Origin of the sequence: Streptomyces cupreus (genome assembly GCF_014257025.1) — a bacterium.
GTDB lineage: Bacteria > Actinomycetota > Actinomycetes > Streptomycetales > Streptomycetaceae > Streptomyces > Streptomyces cupreus.
In genome coordinates, this window is sequence record NZ_JACMSF010000015.1 from 1 (window position 1) to 17,806 (window position 17,806).

14 protein-coding genes are annotated in these 17,806 nt (G+C 70.8%); 7 read left to right on the top strand and 7 right to left on the bottom strand.

Annotation, left to right across the window (positions count from 1 at the left end):
* From ccrA to H4N64_RS15865, 3 genes are all read right to left on the bottom strand, one after another.
* On the bottom strand, positions 1-1,025 hold a 1,025-nt coding region (ccrA, locus tag H4N64_RS15855), incomplete at its 3' end, for a crotonyl-CoA carboxylase/reductase (RefSeq protein WP_186283115.1).
* A 403-nt stretch (positions 1,026-1,428) separates the two neighbouring features.
* Positions 1,429-2,238, bottom strand: a complete 810-nt coding sequence (locus tag H4N64_RS15860) for a TetR family transcriptional regulator (RefSeq protein WP_186282946.1) — start codon at positions 2,236-2,238, stop codon at positions 1,429-1,431.
* Between the two features lie 136 nt (positions 2,239-2,374).
* Positions 2,375-4,180 (bottom strand): 3-hydroxyacyl-CoA dehydrogenase family protein, encoded by a 1,806-nt coding sequence (locus tag H4N64_RS15865; protein WP_186282947.1) that lies wholly within the window; start codon positions 4,178-4,180, stop codon positions 2,375-2,377.
* 380 nt (positions 4,181-4,560) lie between these two features.
* Between H4N64_RS15865 and H4N64_RS15870 the strand changes: the two genes are divergently transcribed.
* On the top strand, positions 4,561-5,136 hold the full coding sequence (locus tag H4N64_RS15870) for an adenylosuccinate lyase (RefSeq protein ID WP_186282948.1): 576 nt from the start codon (positions 4,561-4,563) through the stop codon (positions 5,134-5,136).
* Here H4N64_RS15870 and H4N64_RS15875 read toward each other — a convergent pair.
* The 4 genes from H4N64_RS15875 to H4N64_RS15890 all read right to left on the bottom strand — a co-directional run bounded on the left by H4N64_RS15875 (position 5,123) and on the right by H4N64_RS15890 (position 8,917).
* Complete coding sequence (locus H4N64_RS15875) at positions 5,123-5,656, bottom strand: GNAT family N-acetyltransferase (protein WP_186282949.1); 534 nt, start codon at positions 5,654-5,656, stop codon at positions 5,123-5,125. The two genes, H4N64_RS15870 and H4N64_RS15875, sit on opposite strands and share 14 nt — an antisense overlap.
* A gap of 40 nt (positions 5,657-5,696) precedes the next feature.
* Positions 5,697-6,125, bottom strand: coding sequence for a RidA family protein (locus H4N64_RS15880; protein ID WP_186282950.1), 429 nt, complete (start codon positions 6,123-6,125; stop codon positions 5,697-5,699).
* A gap of 49 nt (positions 6,126-6,174) precedes the next feature.
* Positions 6,175-7,731 (bottom strand): alpha/beta hydrolase, encoded by a 1,557-nt coding sequence (locus H4N64_RS15885; RefSeq protein ID WP_186282951.1) that lies wholly within the window; start codon positions 7,729-7,731, stop codon positions 6,175-6,177.
* A gap of 136 nt (positions 7,732-7,867) precedes the next feature.
* Positions 7,868-8,917 (bottom strand): Rv2578c family radical SAM protein, encoded by a 1,050-nt coding sequence (locus H4N64_RS15890; protein WP_186282952.1) that lies wholly within the window; start codon positions 8,915-8,917, stop codon positions 7,868-7,870.
* A gap of 135 nt (positions 8,918-9,052) precedes the next feature.
* Here H4N64_RS15890 and H4N64_RS15895 point away from each other — a divergent pair, with 135 nt between their 5' ends.
* From H4N64_RS15895 to H4N64_RS15920, 6 genes are all read left to right on the top strand, one after another.
* The gene (locus tag H4N64_RS15895) at positions 9,053-9,496 is read left to right on the top strand and encodes an SRPBCC family protein (protein WP_186282953.1); all 444 of its coding nucleotides are present in this window, start codon (positions 9,053-9,055) and stop codon (positions 9,494-9,496) included.
* A gap of 148 nt (positions 9,497-9,644) precedes the next feature.
* Complete coding sequence (locus tag H4N64_RS15900; protein WP_186282954.1) at positions 9,645-12,017, top strand: DHA2 family efflux MFS transporter permease subunit; 2,373 nt, start codon at positions 9,645-9,647, stop codon at positions 12,015-12,017.
* Positions 12,018-12,152: 135 nt separating this feature from the next.
* On the top strand, positions 12,153-14,606 hold the full coding sequence (locus tag H4N64_RS15905) for an ATP-binding SpoIIE family protein phosphatase (RefSeq protein WP_186282955.1): 2,454 nt from the start codon (positions 12,153-12,155) through the stop codon (positions 14,604-14,606).
* A gap of 166 nt (positions 14,607-14,772) precedes the next feature.
* Entirely contained in the window at positions 14,773-15,495 is a 723-nt protein-coding gene (locus tag H4N64_RS15910; RefSeq protein WP_186282956.1) for a class I SAM-dependent methyltransferase, read from the top strand.
* Positions 15,496-15,671: 176 nt separating this feature from the next.
* Positions 15,672-16,505 carry a M55 family metallopeptidase gene (locus H4N64_RS15915; RefSeq protein WP_186282957.1) on the top strand — a complete coding sequence of 278 codons (834 nt, stop codon included), beginning with the start codon at positions 15,672-15,674 and terminating at the stop codon, positions 16,503-16,505.
* Entirely contained in the window at positions 16,498-17,802 is a 1,305-nt protein-coding gene (locus H4N64_RS15920; protein WP_186282958.1) for a M20/M25/M40 family metallo-hydrolase, read from the top strand. Before H4N64_RS15915 ends, H4N64_RS15920 begins: the two co-directional genes overlap by 8 nt.
* Positions 17,803-17,806: the final 4 nt, after the last annotated feature.

The window sequence follows — 17,806 nt, forward strand, 5'->3', positions numbered from 1 at the left end:
GTCGAGGCGCAGGTGGTGATGGTGCCGCCCTTGCGGGTGACGAAGACGGAGGCGCCGAAGGTCTCGCGGCCGGGGTGCTCGAAGACGATGTCGATGTCCTCGCCGCCGGTGAGTTCGCGGATGCGCTTGCCGAAGCGCTTCCACTCCTTCGGGTCCTGGGTGGTCTCGTCCTTCCAGAACTTGTAGCCCTCGGCGTTGCGGTCGATGATCGCCTCGGCGCCCATCGAGCGGCAGATCTCCGCCTTCTGAGGGCTGCTCACCACACAGATCGGGTTGGCGCCACCGGCCAGCGCGAACTGCGTGGCGTAGCTGCCGAGTCCGCCGCTCGCGCCCCAGATCAGGACGTTGTCGCCCTGCTTCATGCCGGCGCCGTTGCGGGAGACCAGCTGGCGGTAGGCGGTGGAGTTGACCAGGCCCGGGGCCGCGGCCTCCTCCCAGCTGAGGTGCTTGGGCTTCGGCATCAGCTGGTTGGACTTGACGAGCGCGATCTCGGCGAGGCCGCCGAAGTTCGTCTCGAAGCCCCAGATCCGCTGCTCCGGGTCGAGCATCGTGTCGTTGTGGCCGTCCGAGGACTCCAGTTCGACGGAGAGGCAGTGCGCGACGACCTCGTCACCGGGGTTCCAGGCGTTGACGCCCGGTCCGGTGCGCAGGACGACGCCCGCGAGGTCGGAGCCGATGATGTGGTACGGCAGGTCGTGGCGCTTGGTGAGCTCGCTGAGCCGGCCGTAGCGCTCCAGGAATCCGAAGGTCGACAGCGGCTCGAAGATCGAGGTCCAGACCGAGTTGTAGTTCACCGAGGAGGCCATGACGGCCACCAGGGCCTCGCCCGGGCCGAGCTCCGGCACCGGCACGTCGTCCAGGTGGATCGACTTGCGGGGGTCCTTGTCGCGGGTTTCGAGGCCCGCGAACATCTCCGTCTCGTCCTTGTGCACGGTGATCGCGCGGTACGACTCGGGGAGCGGCAGAGCGGCGAAGTCGGCCGGCGTCGAGTCCGGCGACTGGATCGCGTCCAGGATGTCCTTCACGGTCACGGTGTTGCCTCCGGCGATACGCGTCCTGAGGGGGACGCTGAGGGTTACGTCGGTGCTGCTGAGGGTGTGTTGCGGTTGCCGTCGGTTCGGCGTGTGGTGCTGTTCGGCAGCGCTTTGTGGCGCGGAGGGTGCCTGTGACGCAGGCGTCCGGCGCGCGAGCCGTTGGGCTCGTCGGGACAGGCCGGACACCATCAACGTATGACACCGCGTGTCAGGTGACAAGGCACTGAGTGCCAGAAGTTGCTCTCAGGTGAAATCTTTACGTAACAAATGAGCGATGATCGATCGAACGGCTCCTGAAAGATGCCGGAAAACCTGCCCTGACATGCCAAAACGGCCACCCCGTGGGGTGGCCGTCATCACAGTGGCGAAGAGTCTCGGCGGGCCCTTCGGGTCCTCAGCGCTCCTTCAGTGCCTCTTCGATGGTCCGCATCACCTGGTCCAGCGGTGCGTCCGTACGGGCGACCGTCACCAGGACCTCGCCATGGGCGGAGACCGTCGCCGCGGCCGGCTGGGGCGTGGTCGTCCGGCCGGCTCCTATGCCGGTGCCGAACGTCTTGCGGACGATGGCGAAGGCATGGTCCAGCTGCGTCTCCACATCGCCCTGGCCGCCCGCCCGCAGCCAGCGCCGCAGCACATGGTTGTGGGCGGTGACCACGGCGGAGGCGGCGACCTCCGCCAGCAGCGGATCGTCGTTGGCGTCGTCGTCGTGCGCGTGCTCGTCGAAGTGGCCGAGGAGATAACGCGTGAAGAGGCGTTCGTAGCGGGCCACCGACGCGATCTCCGCCTCGCGCAGGGTCGGCACCTCGCGCGTGAGCTTGTAGCGGGCGACCGAGATCTCCGGGCGGGCCGCGTACATCCGCATGACTTCCTTGATACCGCGGCACACCGTGTCGAGCGGATGCTCGTGCGCGGGGGCGGCGTTGAGCACCGCCTCGGCACGGATCAGGGTGTCGTCGTGATCGGGGAAGATCGCCTCTTCCTTGGAGCGGAAGTGGCGGAAGAAGGTGCGGCGGGCGACCCCGGCCGCGGCCGCGATCTCGTCGACGGTGGTCGCCTCGTACCCCTTCGTGGCGAACAGCTCCATCGCCGCGGCCGCCAGTTCTCGGCGCATCTTGAGCCGCTGGGCGGCCGCGCGAGTGCCCGCGGCACTCTCCGGCGCGTCGGGCGTGGCTGGTGTACGTGAGGACTTGGCGGGCTGGGACATGACCCGAACGTACTGCATCTGTGCAGGATGGTGCGCATGTCCCAGGGTTCCCCCGCCCTGGAGGGGCGGGGGTGAGGCCGCGGGGTCGAGCAGTCCGCCCCAGTCCTCGCCTACGCGGAACCAGTCGCCTGGACGGTCACCGCCGGGCATGTTCGCGGAAGCCGCGGCCCGTCTTACGGCCGAGGCAGCCCGCGGCCACCAGGTGCTCCAGCAGGGGCGCCGGAGCCAGGCCCGGGTCACGGAACTCGCGGTGCAGGACCTTCTCGATGGCCAGCGACACATCGAGCCCGACCACGTCCAGCAGCTCGAACGGGCCCATCGGGTAGCCGCCGCCCAGCTTCATCGCCGCGTCGATGTCGTCGAGCGAGGCGTAGTGCTCCTGCACCATCTTGATCGCGTTGTTCAGGTATGGGAACAGTAGGGCGTTGACGATGAATCCGGCCCGGTCGCCGCAGTCCACGGCGTGCTTCTTGACCCGGCCGCAGACCTCACGGACCGTGGCGTGCACGTCGTCCGCGGTCAGGACGGTACGGACGACCTCGACCAGCTTCATGGCCGGGGCCGGGTTGAAGAAGTGCATGCCGATCACGTCCTGCGGACGCGAGGTGGCGCGGGCACAGGCGACGACGGGCAGCGAGGAGGTGGTGGTCGCCAGCACCGCGCCCGGCTTGCAGACCTTGTCCAGCGTGGCGAACAGCTGCTGCTTGATCTCCAGGTCCTCGGCGACGGCCTCGACTGCCAGGTCGACCTCGGCGAAGGAGTCGTAGGAGCCCGCCGGGGTGATCCGCTCCAGGGTCTGGGCCGCGGCCTCCGCGGTCATCCGGCCCTTGTCGACGGAGCGCGCGAGCGACTTGCCGATGCGGGCCTTCGCGGCCTGCGCCTTCTCCTCGCTGCGGGCGGCGAGGACGACCTCGTAGCCGGCCTTGGCGAAGACCTCGGCGATACCGGAGGCCATGGTGCCGGAACCGGCGACGCCGACCGAGCGGACCTCACGGCCCGGGACCGGGACGGAGCCCTCCAGCGGCGTCAGGGCGTCCCGCACGACGACCGCGCTGCCCGGGGCCTCGTAGCTGTAGAAACCACGGCCCGACTTACGGCCCGTCAGGCCCGCCTCGCTGAGCTGCTTGAGGATCGGCGCGGGGGCGTGCAGCCGGTCGTGGGACTCGGCGTACATGGCGTCCAGGACCGTGCGCGCGGTGTCGATGCCGATGAGGTCGAGCAGCGCGAGCGGGCCCATGGGCAGTCCGCAGCCGAGCCGCATCGCGGCGTCGATGTCCTCACGGGATGCGTACTTGGCCTCGTACATCGCGGCGGCCTGGTTGAGGTAGCCGAACAGCAGTCCGTCGGCGACGAATCCGGGCCGGTCGCCCACCGCGACGGGCTCCTTGCCGAGGTCCAGGGCGAGGTCGGTGACGGCGGCGACGGCCGCGGGCGCGGTCAGCACCGAGGAGACGACCTCGACAAGACGCATCGCCGGGGCCGGGTTGAAGAAGTGCAGGCCCAGCACCCGCTCGGGGCGCGCCGAGTCGGCGGCGAGCCGGGTGACGGACAGGGCGTTGGTCCCGGTGGCCAGGATCGCCTCGGGGCGCACGATCCCGTCCAGCGCGCGGAAGATCTGCTGCTTGATCTCGTACGACTCCGGCGCCACCTCGATGACCAGGTCGGCGTCGGCCGCCGCGGCCAGGTCGGTGGTGGTGCGGACCCGGGCGAGGGCCTCGGCGCGCTCCTGCTCGGTGAGCTTGCCGCGCTCCACGGCGCGGGCGGTGGAGGCCTCCAGGGCGGCGACCGACTGGCCTGCCGCGGCCTCGCTGATGTCGATTCCGACGACCTCGCGGCCGGCCTTGGCGAGGACCTCGGTGATGCCGGTGCCCATGGTGCCGAGGCCGATGACGGCGACGGTCCTGATCGGGGACGCGGGAGTGTCGGACAGGGGAGTGGCCATCGCGGGACTCCAGAAATGAGGGTGACGACTGGGAGTGCGCCCGGGTGCGCCTGAGGGGCGCACCGGGTGCCTGAGAAATGCGGGTGTCTGCCGGGCTGCGAGCGCACACGCCCGGTGCCGTCGACGCGGACGTGCACACGTCCGGTGAACGGTGATGGCCGACCGGCCCTGTCCCGTGGCCGAGTCGTACTGCGGTACCTGAGGTACCGAACCGACTGCTCCTGCGATGGCTGCGTCACCAGGCCATCGCGGGTGGATCGCGAGGGGGTACCTCGCTCGTCTGAGCTTAACCCGCGGGTAACGAGCGCGCCAGTCCCCGTCCTTCACCGTCTTTGTGATGTAGGTCCCGAGGCGGCGGGCCCGCCCATAGGCTCCATGCCATGGACGAAGAGTTGCGATCACTCACGGAGCGCTTACGGCGGGAGTCGGGCGGGGGTGCGGGCTTCGAGCGGCTCGTGGGGACCGGGGACCTGGACGAGCTGGCCGATGTCCTCACCGCGCCGGGGCAGTCACTGTGGGCCCGGGAGCTGGCCGCGTTCCGGCTCGGACTCGCGGGGGACCGGCGGGCGTTCGAAGCTCTGGTCCTGCTGCTGAACCACCGTGACCCAGAGCGTTGCGTGTCCGCCGCGTACGCCCTGGCCCGGCTCGGCGATCCTCGTACGGCCCGAGCGGCGGCGGCGCTCGCCACGAACGAACTGCGCGTCGCGTACGCGCTGCACCCGGTCCGGCTGCTGGTCGAACTGCGGGCCCCCGAGGCCGTACCCGCGCTGATCACGACCCTGGAGCGGCGACTGCGCCCGCACGATCCCTACCGCCGGGTCGCGCTCGCCTGTGTCGAGGGGCTCGGCACCCTGGGCGACGCCCGCGCCCGGACCGTGCTGAACGAGGCGCTGGCCCATCCGGCGCTCGCCCAGGCCGCGGTGCGGGCGCTCGCGCGGATCCCTAGGCAGCGATGAGTTCTCTGACGTACCGCACCTCCGGCACCGCCACGCCGTCCACCTCGAAGGGCTCCTCGGCGCCGTCGGGGAGGAAGCCGGCCCGTTCGTAGAAGCGGCGGGCGTCGGCGTTCTCCTTCAGGACCCAGAGCAGCATGCGCGGGTGTCCGTCGGCCGTGCACCGGCGGATCGACTCCTTCAGCAGGGCCCGGCCGATCCCGGCGCCGTACTGCCCGGGGTCCACGTAGATGGCGTACAGCTCGGCGTCCTCGGTGCGGGTGTCGCCCTCGCGGTACGGACCATGGCAGGCCCAGCCGACCGCCTTGCCCTCCCGCTCGGCGATGAGGTCCACCCGCAGGCCGTCGCCCTGGGCGAGACGGGCGCGATGACGGTCGGCGTCCTCGGAGACGCTGAGGCCGTCGAGGTACGGCTGCGGCATCAGCCCCCGGTACGCGGTACGCCAGCCGCCGACGCGGATCTCGGCGACGCGGCCGCAGTCGGCCACCGTCATCTCGCGGATGCGAAGGTGATCGTCGTCCATGACCGCACCCTAGGGCGCGGCCGGCCAGGCGGGCGTCCGATTATTCGGGGAGCAGGATGGGGTGCGCGGGCTGTTCCGGCACCACCGCGAACGCCTCGATCTCCATCCGGAACTCCGGTCGCACCAGCGCCGCCACCTGCACCGCCGACGCGGCCGGCAGGCGGTCGTCCGGTATGTGCTCGGCGCGGGCCGCGCGGATCGCGGGCAGGTCCGCCATGTCCGTGACGAAGTAGGTGAGTTTGACGACGTCGTCGAAGGTCGCCCCGGCCGCGGCGAGGCAGCGCCTCAGGTTCTCGAAGACCTGGCGGGCCTGGGCGGCCGGGTCGTCCTCGCCGACCGGCTCGCCCTTCTCGTCGAGCGGGAGCTGGCCGGCGATGGCCACGAAGCGGCCCGTGCCCAGGACCACATGGCTGTACTGCGCGGCGGCGGCCACGCCGTCGGGGGCGGGAATCCTGGTCAGCTCACTCATGCGTCCATGGTGGACCATGGGTCTGACAACGCCCGCCCCCGAGGGGGGCTCAGCCGCGGAAGCCGAGCAGACCGTGCAGCGTCGCGCCGTGTGAGGACGTCGATGTCGAGCTCAGCGGTTTCGGGTTGGGCAGCGCCTCGCACACCGCGTCGACCTCACCGCCGCTGCGCGGCACCGTGCCGTCGGTCAGATACTTCGCCAGGTGCTTGTCCAGGCAGGCGTTCCCGCTCAGCGAGATGCCGTGGTTCTGACCGCCCTGCTCGACCACCAGGCTGGAGCCGTGCAGCAGACGGTGGACCGTCACGGCGCCGTGGTACGGCGTGGCCGCGTCCTCGGTCGCCTGGAGGAGCAGTACCGGCGGCAGCTCGCCGTTGGCGACGTCCACCGGCTCCAGGGAGTCGGTCGGCCAGAACGCGCAGGGCGCGTTGTACCAGGCGTTGTTCCAGGTCATGAACGGCGCCTTCGCGTACACCGCCCAGTTGTCGTCACGCCACTGCTCCCAGTCGCGCGGCCAGCCCGCGTCCCGGCACTGCACGGACGTATAGATGCTGTAGCCGTTGTCGCCCGCGGCGTCCACGGCGGCGAAGTTGTCGTACGCCTCCACCAGCGGCTCGGTGTTCTTGTCGCCCACGTACGCCGCGAACGCCTCCGCGAGATAGGGCCAGTAGCCGTTGTAGTAGCCGCCGGGCAGGAAGGTGTCCTCCAGTTCGGCGGCGCCCACCTTGCCGCCGGCCGGGTTCTTCGCCAGCGCGGCCCGCATCGCGTACCACTCGTCCTCGATCTTCGCCGGGTCGGTGCCCAGCTTGTAGGTCGCGTCGTGCTTGGCGACCCATGCCATGAAGGCGAGGTGACGGTCGTTGAAGGCGTAGTCCTGCGCGAGGTTGTCCTCGTACCAGACGCCCGTGGGGTCCACGACCGAGTCCAGGACCAGGCGTCGCACCCGCTCCGGGAAGAGTTTGGCGTAGACCGCGCCGAGATAGGTGCCGTACGAGTAACCGAAGTAATTGATCCGCTTCGCGCCCACCGCGTGCCGGATCCGGTCCATGTCCTGCACGGCGCTGATCGTGTTGATGTACGGCAACAGATGCGCGTACTTGTCGCCGCACGCCTTCGCGAACGACTTCGCCCGCAGGAGGTTGGCTCCATCGATCGCCGGGGAGCTCGGCACCGAGTCCGGGCGCACCGGGTTGAAGTACCCGGGCTTGCAGTCGAGCGCGGGCTTGCTCTTGCCGACCCCGCGCGGGTCGAAGCCGATCACGTCGTACTGCGCCGCCACCGACTTGGGCAGCGTGGACGCGACGAAGCCGGCCAGCGTGAGGCCGCTGCCGCCCGGTCCGCCGGGGTTGACCAGCAGCGGGCCCTGGTACTTCTTCGCGGTGTGCGGCACGCGCGAGAGGGCGAGCGTGATCTGCTCCCCGTGCGGATTCGCGTGGTCGAGCGGCACCTTGAGGGAAGCGCACTGGAGCGTCGGATAGGTGGTGGTGCCGCAGTTCTTCCAGGTGAGCTTCGGAGCCGAGTGCGGCGCCCTCGCCTCGGCGGGGACTGCCGTGAACGTTCCGGCCACGACGACGGCGGCAGCGCACAGCACGGCTGCGCGTTTTCTCATCGAGTCCTCCCAGGACGGAGGGGGTTCGGACCGCGAGGGTCACGGTCCACGCCGCATCGTCCCGGAAAGCCCGCCCGGAAGAACGTGTTCTGGCAATACTTGACCCAATTGGGTCGTCTGTTGCGCTCGGATGCTCTCAGATAAGCGAGAGTTGAACCGGCTCGGTCATCTGAGGCTCGGTCAGCTGCTCGGCGGCCTCCGGCTCACGGATCCGGCGCGGCATCCCCGCGCGCGTGGGGCCGATGCCGTACTCCTCGGCCAGCTCGTGCACCTGACGGGTGATCCGGCGCTGGTACCACTTCGGGGCGTAGGCGCCATCGGCGTACAGCCGCTCGTAGCGGCGCACCAGATACGAGTGGTGGCGCTCCAGCCAGGCCATGAACCACTCCCGGGCGCCGGGGCGCAGATGCAGCACCAGCGGGGTCACCGAGGTCGCGCCGGCCGCCGCTATCGCCCGTACCGTGGCCCGCAGTTGGGCCGGGGAGTCGCTCAGGAACGGGATCACCGGCGCCATCAGCACCCCGCACCCGATGCCGTGCTCACCGAGGGTGCGTACGACCTCCAGACGCCGCTCGGGAGCGGGCGTGCCCGGCTCGACGGTGCGCCACAGCTCGGCGTCGGTGAAGCCGACCGAGACGGAGATGCCGACGTCGGTCACCGCGGCCGCCTGCTTCAGCAGCTCCAGGTCGCGCAGGATGAGCGTGCCCTTGGTGAGGATCGAGAAGGGGTTGGCGTGGTCGCGCAGGGCGCCGATGATGCCCGGCATCAGCCGGTAGCGGCCCTCCGCCCGCTGATAGCAGTCGACGTTCGTGCCCATCGCGATGTGCTCGCCCAGCCAGCGCCGGGAGCCGAGCTGGCGGCGCAGCAGCTCCGGCGCGTTCACCTTGACCACGATCTGGGAGTCGAAGCCGAGCCCGGTGTCGAGGTCCAGATAACTGTGGGTCTTCCTCGCGAAGCAGTACACGCACGCGTGCGAGCAGCCGCGGTACGGATTGACCGTCCACTCGAAGGGCATGCGGGAGGCCCCCGGCACCCGGTTGATGATCGAGCGGGCCCGGATCTCGTGGAAGGTGATCCCACGGAACTCGGGGGTGTCGAAGGTGCGGGTGGTCACCGCGTCGGCGCCGAACAGCGCGGCGTCGGCCCGGCTGTGTTCGGACTCCAGGGCGAGGTTCTCCCAGCGCATGAGGCCTCCTCGGTAGCACTGGGCACAGAATAGAACACATGTTCCCTTGATCGTGCGACCTCGATTTGGGCGGCCGGGCCGCCGGGTGGTTGGCTTGCCCCGATCCCCGAGCAATTCACCTCCTGGAGGAAGTCAATGGCGCAGGTCGAGGCCACTACGGAGCGGGTCGTCGCGGCGGACGCGGAGAAGGTGTTCGACGCCCTCGCCGACTACAGCGGCACCCGCGAGAAGCTGCTGCCCGAGCACTTCAGCGAGTACGAGGTGCGCGAGGGCGGCGACGGCGAGGGCACCCTCGTCCACTGGAAGCTCCAGGCCACCAGCAAGCGGGTGCGCGACTGTCTGCTGGAGGTCAGCGAGCCCACCGACGGCGAGCTCGTCGAGAAGGACCGCAACTCCTCCATGGTCACCGTCTGGCGCGTCACCCCGGCCGGCGAGGGCAGGTCCCGGGTCGTCGTCACCACCACCTGGCAGGGCGCCGGCGGCATCGGCGGCTTCTTCGAGAAGACCTTCGCCCCCAAGGGCCTCGGGCGGATCTACGACGCGCTGCTCGCCAAGCTCGCCGCCGAGGTCGAGGGTTAAGTCCCAGGTGTCCGTGGGTCGTTGATCCCTCTCACTGGATCGAGTGGATCTCCACGCGCCGCACCGATCTGCCGTAACTCGTCGTGCTTGCTCGTAGTTGTCGCATTAAGCGGGAATTGCGTGGCAGGCGCGACGAGGGGAGCGGTACGTGGGCGGGACGACTCCGGTGAAGGACCGACCGGTCGCACCACCCCCCGACGCTCCCGCGCCGCAACCGGCCGTCGACGCCGAACTCGGCCCGCGCCGGGTGCGGTTGGTCTTCTTCGGGCTGATGCTCGCGCTGCTGCTGGCCGCGCTGGAGCAGATGATCGTCGCCACCGCGCTCCCGAAGATCGTCGGCGAGCTGCACGGCCTGGACAAGATGTCCTGGGCGATCACCGCCTACCTGCTCACCTCCACCATCGGCCTGCCGATCTACGGCAAGCTCGGCGACCTCCTCGGCCGCAAAGGCGTCTTCCAGTTCGCGATCGTCGTCTTCGTCGTCGGCTCCGCGCTCGCCGGGCGGGCCGAGACCATGGACCAGCTCATCGCCTACCGGGCCGTGCAGGGCGTCGGCGCGGGCGGGCTCATGATCGGTGTGCAGGCGATCATCGCCGACATCGTGCCGCCGAGGCAGCGCGGCCGCTACATGGGCCTGATCGGCGCCGCCTTCGGCCTCGCCTCGGTCGCCGGGCCCCTGCTCGGCGGCTACTTCACCGACCATCTCTCCTGGCGCTGGTGCTTCTACATCAACGTCCCCTTCGGCATCGTCACCCTCGCCGTCGTCGCCGTCGTACTGAAGCTGCCGAAGCCCGAGACCAAACCCCGGCTCGACATCCTCGGCTCGCTGCTGCTCGCCGCCGCCTCCACCTGCCTGGTCCTGCTGACCAGTTGGGGCGGCACCGAGTACGCCTGGGACTCCCGGGTCATCCTCGGCCTCGGCGCGGGCGCGGCCCTGGCCACCGTGCTCTTCCTCGTCGCCGAGCACTTCGCCCCCGAACCCCTCATCCCGCTCCGGCTGTTCAGGGACTCCGTCTTCACCATCACCGGCCTGGTGGGCCTGGTGATCGGCGTCGCGCTGTTCGGCGCCGCCAGCTATCTGCCGACCTTCCTCCAGATGGTCGACGGGGCCTCCGCCACCGAGTCCGGGCTGCTGATGCTGCCCATGATGGGCGGCATCGTCGGCGCCTCCATCGTCTCCGGACAGCTCATCAGCCACACCGGGCGCTACAGGATCTACCCCGTCCTCGGCAGCGCCCTCTCCGTAGTCGGCATGTGGCTGCTGTCCCGGCTCGACGCCGACACGCCCCGGCTGCACTACAGCATCTGGATGGCCGTCCTCGGCGCCGGTATCGGCATGGTGATGCCGGTCCTGATCCTCGCCGTGCAGAACTCCGTGCGCCCCGCCGATCTCGGCGCCGCGACCAGCGCCAACAACTACTTCCGGCAGATCGGCGGCAGCGTCGGCGCCGCCGTCTTCGGCACCCTCTTCGCCGACCGGCTCACCGACGCGCTCGCCGACCGGCTGCCCGCACGCGCGGGTGCCGAGCTTCCCGACGCCGAGTCCATCACCCCGCAGGTCGTCCACGCGCTGCCCCCGGGCCTGCGCGACGACTACATCCAGGCCTACGCCGACGCCATGCCGAGGATCTTCCTCTACCTCGTGCCGGTGCTCGTCCTCGGCCTGCTCATCGCTTTCTTCCTCAAGGAGAAACCACTGGTGTCCCACTACACCGCCGAAACCGAGCCCGTCCCCCTCCCGCACGCCCGTTCGCCCCACGCGGCCGGAATCCCCGTCTGCGGCACCGTGCAGCACCCCGACGGAACCGTCGTCCCGCGCGCGGCGCTCACCCTCATCGACGCCGTCGGACAGCAGATCGGCCGGGGCGCCAGCGGTGAGGACGGACGGTACGCGCTGTCCACGCCAGGGTCGGGGGCGTACGTCCTTATCGCCGCGGCGGGCGGACACCAGCCGCAGGCAGTCTCCGTGACCGTCGGCGAACGCCCGGTGGAGCTGGACGTGGTGCTCGGCGGTGCCGGGCGCCTGGCGGGCACCGTGGTGACCGCCGACGGCACCTCCGTACGCGACGCGACCATCACCCTCACCAACGTCCACGGCGAGGTCGTCGCCAGCACCCGCAGCGGACGCGAGGGCGGTTACGTCATCACCGAGTTGGTGGCCGGCGAGTACACCCTCGCCGCCAGCGCGCCCGCGTTCCGTCCGGCCGCGCTGCCCGTCTCCGTGCAGGCCGCCCGGGAGACCCGGCAGGACATCGAACTCGCCGGGGGCGCCGTACTGCGCGGGACGGTCCGGGCGAGCGGCGGCAGGCCCGTGGAGGACGCGCGCGTGACGCTGCTGGACGCGGCGGGCAATGTCGTCGACACGCTCACCACGGGGCCGGACGGGACGTTCCGCTTCGTCGATCTGTCCTCCGGCGAGTACACCGTGATCGCCGCGGGCTATCCGCCGGTCGCCACCGTGCTCCAGATGGCCGGCGGCGGCCGTACGGAACGCGATCTTCAACTGGGGCACGAGGACTGAGGGCGCGCGGGTGCGTGCGCCGGGGCGCCCGCACCGGCCAATTCCCGTATTGCCGCACATCACCACTGGCCCTCGCCGTACGGTGGTGTCGGCGGCAACAGATCTTGCCAAGCCGTGGGGAGAGAGGCCTTGGCCATGGACCGTGGCACCGCGGGGGACACACCTCCCGGCCCCGGAGCTGGGAACGGCGCGACGGAACACGTCGCGACCGGCCGTGTGGCCCTTGCCGTCGTCGTGGTGGACCGCGAGGGCCTGGTGTCCCACTGGAGCACCGGCGCCCGACGGCTGTTCGGCGTCGGCAAGGACGAGGCGATCGGACGGCCCGCCGCCGACCTGCTGCCCGTCTCCGGAGCGCTCTCCGAGGAGCCGGACGCCATCTCCTACGGGGAGTACGCGGCCTTCGACGGCCTCGGCCCCGACCTCGAATCCTCCCTCGACGGACGGCTCAGCTTCCCCGCGGCGGGCCGCGCCCGCCTCACCGTGACCGGCGACGACCGCTCCGACGTCCTGTGGTGGGCGTATCCGCTGGTCGGCCCGGGGCGCGAGCGGTTACTGGTGCTGGCGGCCGATGCGGACGGACTCCAGCAGCGCGAGCCCGACGGCCTGGGCTTCGAGCGGATCGCGCCCGGGTTCGCCCTGCACACCGACTTCCCCGGTGCCGAGGAGCTGGCCCGCCGACTGCCCGAGATCCTGCCCAGCATGAGCGTCGGCGAGAGCTCCCGCATCGTCGCGCAGATCCTCGAACTGGGCTATCCGGTCCTGGAGTTCAGCCAGAACGACCGGGTGCCCGTCACCCCCGACTGGGGCGTGCCGAGGCGTGCCGAGCGCAGGGCCCGCCGGGAGCGCGCCGCCCGTGCGGCGGTGCTCGGGGTGCCGGTGCCCGCGGAGGACGCCGAGGACAGTGAGGACCTCGAATACGCCGCCGTCCGCGAACGACTTGAGTTCCTCAACGAGGTCAGCGGCCGCATCGGCTCCTCCCTCGATCTGTCCCGGACCATCGTCGAGGTCAGCAAGGCCGTCGTGCCCCGCTTCACCGATGTCGCCGGCACCTATCTGCGCGAACAGGTCGTCGCGGGCGAGGGGTTCCCGGAGGGTGTGCCGGACACCACCACCATGTGGCACCGGGTCGCCGTCGAGCACACCGACGAACCCGGCCGCTGGGACGACGTCGTGCCGGTCGGCGAGGCCATGCCCTTCCCGGCGCACACGCCGTTCTTCCAGTGCATGACCACCGGCGAGCCCGTGCTGGTGCCGCGGATCAGCGAGGAGATGGGCCACGCCATCGCCTCCCAGTTCGAGAAGCGCGACATCCGGCCGCTCATCACGGGCCGCTCCATGCTGGTCGTACCGCTCAAGGCGCGCAATGTGGTCCTCGGCTTCATGATCCTGCTGCGCCATCCCGAGCGGCCTGTCTTCAACGACATGGACCGGGTCACCGGCGCCGAACTCGCCGCCCGCGCGGGCCTCGTGCTCGACAACGCCCGCATGTACACCTTCCAGGAGAGCGTCGCCGAGACCCTCCAGGACAGCATGCTGCCGCACATCCCGCCGCGCATGGCGGGCTGCGACATCGCCACCCGCTATCTCCCCGGCACCCTGCTCGGCCGGGTCGGCGGTGACTGGTTCGACTCCGTCAAGCTCCCCGGCGCCCGCACCGCCCTGGTCGTCGGCGACGTCATGGGCCACGGCCTCAACTCGGCCGCGATGATGGGCCAGTTGCGTACGGCCGTACAGACCATGGCCGCCCTCGACCTGCCGCCCGCCCAGCTCCTGCGCAACCTCGACGACCTCGCCCAGCGCCTCGGCGACACCTACCTCGCGACCTGTCTCTACGCCGTCTACGACCCGATCGCCGGCAAGCTGCAGATCGCCAACGCGGGCCATATCCCTCCGGTGCTGGTGCGCGCGGACGGGCGCAGCGAGCTGCTCGATCTGCCGACGGGCGCGCCCATAGGAGTCGGCGGGGTGCCCTTCGAGGCGGTACGCGTGCGCGTGGAGCCCGGCGACCGTCTGGTGATGTGCACCGACGGTCTGGTCGAGGTGCGCGGCGAGGACATCGGCGTAGGACTGGCGACGCTGTGCGAGTCCGCCGCGCATCCGGCCGCCTCCATGGACGACGCCTGCGACACGATCATCCGGGCGCTCAACACCCGTGGCGGCCGCAAGGACGACGTCGCCCTGCTGATGGCCCGGCTCAACGGCATCGAGCCGGAGGACGTCGCCGAGTGGCGGATCGCCCTCGACCCCGTCGAGGTCGGCCGGGCCCGCGCGGTGGTCCGCGAGCAGTTGCACGACTGGGGGCTCGCCCGGCACATCGAGGTCGCCGAGCTGCTGGTCAGCGAGCTGGTCACCAACGCCCTGCGGCATTCGCACAGCCGTCCCGTCGATCTGCGTCTGGTCCGGGGTGACACCCTGCTGTGCGAGGTGGACGACGACGACCATGAGCTGCCGACCCTGATGAACGCCGGACCCGATGACGAACTCGGCCGGGGGCTGCGGCTGGTGAGCACGCTCGCTCGCGAGTGGGGCACCAGTCGTACGAGTGCCGGAAAGACCGTCTGGTTCGAACTGACGCTCCCGCGACGCTGACCGGTCCCCGCGTTTCCAGGGGCGCACGAGGCGCTCGGGGGCGTACACCGATCGAATGCGGCGTGAAGGAATGCGCGACGCGCTTGTAGAGCCGTGCGGGGCACGATAGACCGTACTCGCCCGCCACTTAGTGGCGGGATGTCCGTCACATCCTGGGGAGTTGGGCATGAGCGTGACGAGTCGGTACCGGGCGGCCTGGGAGGGCTTCTGGCGGGAGGCGCCCGAGGAACAGGGGGCGGTGTTCTGGGACGCGGAGCCGGCGCTCACTGTCGGCCCCCATCTGGCTCTGTTCGAACCGCACTTGACCGCGCCGACGCTGCCGCTGGTGGACCTCGGCTGCGGCAACGGCACCCAGACCCGTTTCCTGGCCGGCCGTTTCCCGCATGTCGTCGGGGCCGACCTGTCCGATGCGGCGATCGACCACGCCCGCCAGGCCGACCCCGCGGGCCTGGCCACCTACCGGGTCCTGGACGGGAGCGAGAAGGACGAGGCGCAGACGCTGCACGCGGAACTCGGCGACGCCAACGTCTATATGAGGGGCGTACTGCACCAGGCGGAGCCCGACGACCGGCAGGCGCTGGTGGACGGCATCGCCACCCTCGTCGGCACCACCGGCCGGGCCTTCCTGGTCGAACTGGCCGAGGCCGCCAAGTCCGTCCTGATGGGCCTCGCCCAGAGCCCCTCGGGCCCGCCGCCGAAGCTGGCCTCCGTCTTCCGGCACGGCATCGCGCCCGGCGAGATCGCCGACGACGCGGTGCTGGAGTACCTGCGTACGGCCGGGCTCCGCGTGGTGGCTTCGGGCGAAATGCCCCTCACCACCGCGGAGTACACCCCCGACGGCACCCGGATCGAGCTGCCTTCGAAGTGGGTCGTCGTGGCCCGCGGCTAGTTCACGGTACGGCCGCGGCGGTACGCCACCCAGCCCGTCGCCGTCAGTGCCGCCGCCGGCGCGGCGACGGTCCCGACGGCGACGCCGGTCGAGGCACAGCCGGATTTGGACCGGCTGCACAAGAGCTGACGGCGCTTCCTGGCCGGGCCCGCTCCCGGCGCGTAACGTGACGGGGCATGAAGATCCTCATCAGCGCCGACATGGAGGGCGCCACAGGGGTGACCTGGCCGGCCGACGTGCTGCCGGGCACCCCGCAGTGGGAGCGCTGCCGCTCGATGTTCACCTCGGACGTCAACGCCGCCGTCCTGGGGTTCTACGACGGTGGCGCCGACGAGGTCCTGATCAACGAGGCGCACTGGACCATGCGCAACCTCCTCCTCGAAAAGCTCGACGAGCGGGCCGAGATGCTCACCGGCCGGCACAAGTCCCTGTCCATGGTGGAAGGCGTGCAGCACGGCGATGTCGACGGCATCGCCTTCATCGGCTACCACGCGGGCGCCGGAATGGAGGGCGTCCTCGCCCACACCTACCTCGCCAACTCCATCACCGGGGTGTGGGTCAACGACGTACGGGCCAGCGAGGGGCTGCTCAACGCCCATGTGGTGGCCGAGTACGGGGTGCCCGTCGTGCTGTTCACCGGCGACGACCTGGCCTGCGAGGACGCGCTCGGCTATGCGCCGGAGGCGCCCAAGGTCGCCGTCAAGGACCATGTCTCGCGGTACGCCGCCGTCTGCCGTACGCCGAACCGGACCTTCGCCGACATCCGCGCCGCCGCCAAGGAGGCCGCGTCCCTGGCGGTCCGTCACGAGCCCGTCAGGGGCGGGCCGTTCACCGTCGCCGTGGAGTTCGACGCCGAGCATCTGTCGATGGCCGCGACCGTCGTGCCCGGTGTGGAGCGGATCGGGGAGCGGAAGGTGGCGTACACCAGCGGGACCATGTACGAGGGGATCCGGACCTTCAAGGCGGTCACCACGATCGTCTCGGCGGCGGTGGAGGAGCAGTATGGCTGACCGGCAGGCACTGGATGAGGTCGTGACGTTCACGTCCGACCTCATCCGGATCGACACCACCAACCGGGGCGGGGGCGACTGCCAGGAGCGGCCCGCCGCCGAATACGCCGCCGCCCGGCTCGCGGAGGCGGGGCTCGCCCCCACCCTGCTGGAACGCACCAAGGGCCGCACCAACGTCGTCGCCCGGATCGAGGGCAGCGACCCCTCGGCGGACGCGCTGCTGCTGCACGGTCATCTGGACGTGGTGCCCGCCGAGGCACGGGACTGGAGCGTGCACCCCTTCTCCGGGGAGATCCGCGACGGGGTCGTGTGGGGGCGCGGGGCCGTCGACATGAAGAACATGGACGCGATGATCCTCGCCGTCGTCCGCTTCTGGGCCCGCCAGGGGGTCAAGCCGCGGCGGGACATCGTGATCGCGTTCACCGCGGACGAGGAGGCCAGCGCCGAGGACGGGTCCGGGTTCCTCGCCGACCGGCACGCCTCGCTGTTCGAGGGCTGCACCGAGGGCGTCAGCGAGTCCGGGGCGTTCACCTTTCACGACGGCTCCGGGCGGGAGCTGTACCCGATCGCGGCCGGTGAGCGGGGCACCGGCTGGCTGAAGCTCACCGCGCGCGGGCGGGCCGGGCACGGCTCCAAGGTCAACCGGGACAACGCGGTGACCCGGCTCGCCGCCGCCGTCGCCCGGATCGGCGACCACGAGTGGCCGCTCAGGCTCACCCCGACCGTGCGCGCGGCCCTCACCGAACTCGCCGCCGTGTACCGCGTCGCGCCCGACCTGGACGACGTGGACGGGCTGCTGAAGAAGCTCGGCCCGGCCGCCGCGCTGGTGGAGGCCACCGTCCGCAACAGCGCCAACCCGACGATGATGGACGCCGGTTACAAGGTGAACGTCATCCCGGGGGAGGCCGTCGCCTATGTCGACGGACGGTATCTGCCCGGCGCCGAGGAGGAGTTCCGCACGACCCTTGACCTGCTCACCGGACCTGACGTGGAGTGGGAGTTCCACCATCGGGAGGTGGCCCTCCAGGCGCCGGTCGACTCACCGACGTTCGCGAGTATGCGGGCCGCCGTCGAGGAGTTCGCGCCGCAGGGGCACGTCGTGCAGTACTGCATGTCCGGCGGCACCGACGCCAAGCAGTTTTCGCGCCTCGGCATCACGGGGTACGGGTTCGCGCCGCTGAAGCTGCCGGAGGGCTTCGACTACCAGGCCCTCTTCCACGGCGTCGACGAACGCGTCCCGGTCGAGGCGCTGCACTTCGGCGTCCGGGTCCTGGACCGCTTCCTGCGGACGGCCTAGGCGA